Source organism: Sulfuricurvum sp., assembly GCF_028688295.1.
Classification (GTDB): domain Bacteria; phylum Campylobacterota; class Campylobacteria; order Campylobacterales; family Sulfurimonadaceae; genus Sulfuricurvum.
On sequence record NZ_JAQTYM010000110.1, the window covers coordinates 1 to 4,422 of the forward strand.

Consider the following 4,422-nt stretch of genomic DNA (forward strand, 5'->3'; position numbering starts at 1 on the left):
GGGGTCGCTTCAGGAAACGGAATATATAGCACGTTAAGAGAATTTTACCGCCCTTAAAGGCCTAAATTTGCCATCTTTGATCTTCGAACTCTTTTTCCAGACGTAATCGCCTGTTAAATTGATATGTTCCCAGCCTAGTGGCGACAAATATTTTAACAATTCATCATCTACGACGATGTCATCTCTTGTACGCATAGAAGCAATTGCCCTTTCCAAATAAACCGTATTCCATAGAACAATCGCGGCAGTCACTAATGTCAAACCGCTGGCACGAAACCGTTGCTGCTCATAATCTCGATCACGGATTTCACCTAAACGATTAAAAAAGACGGCACGAGCTAATGCATTTCGGGCTTCACCCTTATTTAATCCGGCATTTACTCGGCGGCGCAGTTCAACACTTTGGAGCCAATCGAGAATAAAGAGAGATCGCTCGATTCGTCCTAATTCTCTCAAGGCTAGTGCTAACCCGTTTTGTCTCGGATAGCTCGCTAACTTGCGAAGCATCAGTGAAGCTGTAACCGTTCCTTGTTTGATGGATGCACTTAATCGGAGAATTTCATTCCAATGTGTTTGAATATTTTTAATTCCGATGGTTCCGCCAATCAGTAGCTTAAGAGAATCATAGTCAATGGAAGCATACGGGATATAAATTTTAGTATCCGCCAAATCTCTAATTCTTGGTGCAAATCGAAATCCAAGTAGATGCATCATGGCAAATACATGGTCGGTAAATCCCGCAGTATCAGTGTAGTGCTCTTCGATTTGAAGATCAGATTCGTGATATAACAGTCCGTCAAGCACGTAGGTTGAATCTCGTATGCCGACATTTACGAGTTTAGAACTGAAAGGTGAATATTGATCGGATATGTGGGTATAGAAAAGACGCCCCGGTTCGCTCCCATATTTTGGGTTGATATGTCCAGTGCTTTGTGCTTTGCTTCCGGCGCGAAATCGTTGTCCGTCTGATGAAGAGGTTGTTCCATCGCCCCAATGAGCAGCAAAAGGCTGTTTCAACTGTGAGTTAACCAGTTCCGCCAAAGCTCTGGAATAGGTTTCATCACGAATATGCCAAGCTTGCAGCCATGAGAGTTTTGCATAGGTATTGCCCTGTGATGATTCAGCCATTTTTACCAAACCAAGGTTTATGGCATCTGCTAAGATGGCACTCAATAGCATCAGCTTGTCTTTGACTTTTTCGGTAGTTTTGAGATGGGTAAAATGGTTTGAGAATCCTGTCCACTCTTCTACCTCCAGCAGTAGTTCGGTTATTTTGATATGCGGCAGCATCGCCGATGTACGATTAATCAATGTCTGTGCATTCTCAGGTACAATAGTTTCCAGTGGTGTTATTTTCAACCCCGATTGACCGATGATTGCATCAGGCAGTGTGTTGTTTTTTGCCATCTCATTCACAGTTAAAAGTCGTGCATTAAGCGTTGAGAGTCGATCTTCAAGATAGATTTCACAGTTGGTATCGTATTTTAAAGCAAGAGTTCCTTCCTTCATGGAACGTTCAAACGTTTCAGAGGGGATCAAATACTCATCGAAATCTTTATATTGCCGAGATCCCTGTACCCAAATGTCTCCTGAACGTAAAGCATTTTTGAGTTCAGACAGAACACATATTTCATAGTAAATACGATGAACACCTTCTTTTGTAAAAACGAGCTTCCCCCATCGACGCTTGATAAATGTAGTGGGGACTTCGGCAGGGAGTTTGCGGCTATTGTCGGCATAGAGTTTTCGAATGATATCAATGCCGCTAAGAAGATCAACGGCAGCGGGTGCAGCACGCAGTTGAAGAATATTTAAAAATTGGGGAACATAGCGTCGCAGAGTCGGATAATTTTCACCGATACGAGGCAAAAAATCAAAATCTTCATTCATCGCCAGTTTGTTGGCTTCATCGATGCTGCTTGCAAACTCATCCCACGAGATTATTTTTTCAATTGCTGCATAAGGATCCTTTCCGCTTTGCTTCGCGTCAAGGAGTGCCTGCCCGATTTTTGAGTAGAGACGAACTTTATCGTTGATCGCTTTACCGGAAGATTGAAACTGATTTTGATGTTTATTTTTGGCATTGTTAAAGAGAATACCGATTATTTTGTCATGAAGATCGATGATTTCATCAGTTATAGTTGCTGTTAACTCGATGACAATAGTCACTAAAGTAGCGTATTTTCGGCTGGTTTCAAGCCGTGAAAGGTCTGCCGGAGTCATCTGAGAACCTTCTCGTGCCATTTTCAATAAACGGTTTTGATGAAGGGTTCGCTCTATCCCTGCAACTAATTTGATCTCTTGAAGCATTTTTAGACGTTCAATATGTTCAAGCATATATTTGGAGTTTTGTTTTGCAGGGGAAAGACGTAGCCAGCCAAGCCATGTCATTTTTCCTTCGGGCTTTCGTAAAAGTAATGCGTCTAATTGTTGATACTGCTGTTTACTCAACGGATCGCAGAGTGTGGAATAAATGTGTCTGGTTGCAACAGTAAGTGCTTCCGCACACATTCTTTCGATCACGTTGATTGAGGGTAGGATTATTAACTTACGGCGTAAATGTTCTACTAACTCTGTTGCTAGCACAATCCCTTTGTCAGTTTGAAGCGCAATAGTGCCTAGTGCTTGAACTTCCGATTGATAATGGCTCATTGTGAAGAGCTCATATCCAAAAATATTTTGCAGCTCCAGCAGGTATTCACGCCTTGTCTGCTCCCTTATTCCAAATTGATCCCATAGACCAGCAGATACTTTCAGCTGTTGGGACACGATCTCTACAACCGCATTGTTTGGAGCCTCCTTAGGACCTAATAGAATTCCGGGATAGCGAAGATAACAAAGCTGTACAGCGAAGCCAAGCCGATTGGCCGCACCTCTATGCTGACGAATAATGGATAGATCAGTTTCGCTCAGGGTGTAATGCCGGATCAATTCTTCTTCAGATGCAAGAATGGCGATTAGGCTCTCTTTTTCGGAAGCGGATAAGATCGATCGACGCGGCATATCAATTCCTTCTATAAAAATGTAAAAAATAGATTTACATATCGTATCTAAAAAGATACAATAGCATTATTATACTATTTGGAGATTTTTTGGAAGTTTTACCCTCTGCACCCATCAAAGATAAAATACACGCCATCCGCAATAGCGAAGTAATGCTCGATTCAGATCTAGCTGAACTCTATGGGGTTGAAACCCGTCAGATTAATCAGGCTGTCTCAAGAAACAGTGATCGATTTCCAGATGATTTTTTCTTCCAATTAAGTGAAGAAGAATTTGCAATCTTGAGATCACAAAATGTGACCTCAAGTTGGGGAGGGCGACGACAAGCCCCTAAAGCCTTCAGTGAGCAAGGTGTCTATATGCTTGCAACTGTTCTCAAAAGCCAACGTGCGGCGGAAGTAACCATCTCGATCATGCGTACCTTTACACGTCTGCGTCGTTATGCTCTTGAGCATACTGATTTAGCCAAAGAAATTCATGCACTCAGACAAGATTTACAAGATCACAAACAATGGAGTAAAGAACGCCTCTCGGCCGTTGCGGATGCGATCATTATGATCGAAGAGTCATTCGATGAGCTACAAGAAGTGGTATCCGATATCGGAACCGCTAAAGAAGTCGAATCGATCGGATTTTTACGAGGCAAGAAAGATGCATGATTCTTCTAGCCCCTGCAAGCAGGTCATTGCCGAACAACTAGAGATGGCAATTAAAGAACAAAACATGACCCGAACCGAGTTGGCAAAACGGATGGGAACCAGCCGTATGGTAATCAATCGGCTACTGGATTTAGATAACACATCTGTGACCTTGATAACGCTTGAGAAAGCTGTATCTGCTCTTGGCAGACAATTAAAAATAACAATTGAATAATTATTATGACAGATAATACACATATGAACGATTCATGTGCAGATATTAATATATACGAGTACGGTGATGATCTAATCAATATCAAAATCAGCGTCGTAAAAGTATGGGATATTGACGAACAAGTACTTTTGCATATGAATGCCGTACTATTTGATCGTTATTTGAATTGGATGAAGGAAAATCAAGGGAATGAAAGTTTTATTGAATGTCTACACATCACAAAAGAACAGGATGATTCGCTGATATTCAAACAAACCGTGTTTAAAATAGATCTCCCAAGCGGAAGCATTGTAGATTTGAAAAATAAAATGGTAGCGGAAATAGATGGGATGATAGCCTTTAACAATATAGTGCTTTACATAAAAGGGATGGAGTTCTGGATTGGCAACAGAGAGGATCCTAAGCAGCAATATTATTGCAAAATGCGTCGATAGAGTTATTGTAAATCTTCTTAGCGTGCTATTTTTTCCGAATTCTGTAGAAAATGATTTATGAGTGGTAAAATTCTCTTAACGTGCTATATATTCCGTTTCCTGAAACGACCCC

Annotated in this window: 4 protein-coding genes; 3 read left to right on the plus strand and 1 reads right to left on the minus strand. The window is 41.3% G+C overall.

The genetic code is table 11. The annotated features are described in order from the left end of the window. Positions 1-33: 33 nt before the first annotated feature. Positions 34-3,003: a Tn3 family transposase gene (locus PHR02_RS13105; RefSeq protein ID WP_299992697.1), complete on the minus strand. Its 2,970-nt coding sequence runs from the start codon at positions 3,001-3,003 to the stop codon at positions 34-36. 89 nt (positions 3,004-3,092) lie between these two features. Here PHR02_RS13105 and PHR02_RS13110 point away from each other — a divergent pair, with 89 nt between their 5' ends. Genes PHR02_RS13110 through PHR02_RS13120 form a run of 3 tightly spaced genes read left to right on the plus strand, consistent with a single transcriptional unit; the run spans position 3,093 to position 4,310 of the window. Further along, on the plus strand, positions 3,093-3,662 hold the full coding sequence (locus PHR02_RS13110) for an ORF6N domain-containing protein (protein WP_299992699.1): 570 nt from the start codon (positions 3,093-3,095) through the stop codon (positions 3,660-3,662). Continuing rightward, entirely contained in the window at positions 3,655-3,876 is a 222-nt protein-coding gene (locus PHR02_RS13115; RefSeq protein WP_013449903.1) for a helix-turn-helix transcriptional regulator, read from the plus strand. Before PHR02_RS13110 ends, PHR02_RS13115 begins: the two co-directional genes overlap by 8 nt. Positions 3,877-3,881: 5 nt before the next feature. Further along, positions 3,882-4,310, plus strand: coding sequence for a hypothetical protein (locus PHR02_RS13120; protein ID WP_299992702.1), 429 nt, complete (start codon positions 3,882-3,884; stop codon positions 4,308-4,310). Positions 4,311-4,422: the final 112 nt, after the last annotated feature.

Coding starts and splice junctions, on each gene's coding strand:
- PHR02_RS13120 (WP_299992702.1), top strand. CDS start 3,882: ATGACAGATAATACACATATGAACGATTCATGTGCAGATATTAATATA.
- PHR02_RS13105 (WP_299992697.1), bottom strand. CDS start 3,003: ATGCCGCGTCGATCGATCTTATCCGCTTCCGAAAAAGAGAGCCTAATC.
- PHR02_RS13115 (WP_013449903.1), top strand. CDS start 3,655: ATGCATGATTCTTCTAGCCCCTGCAAGCAGGTCATTGCCGAACAACTA.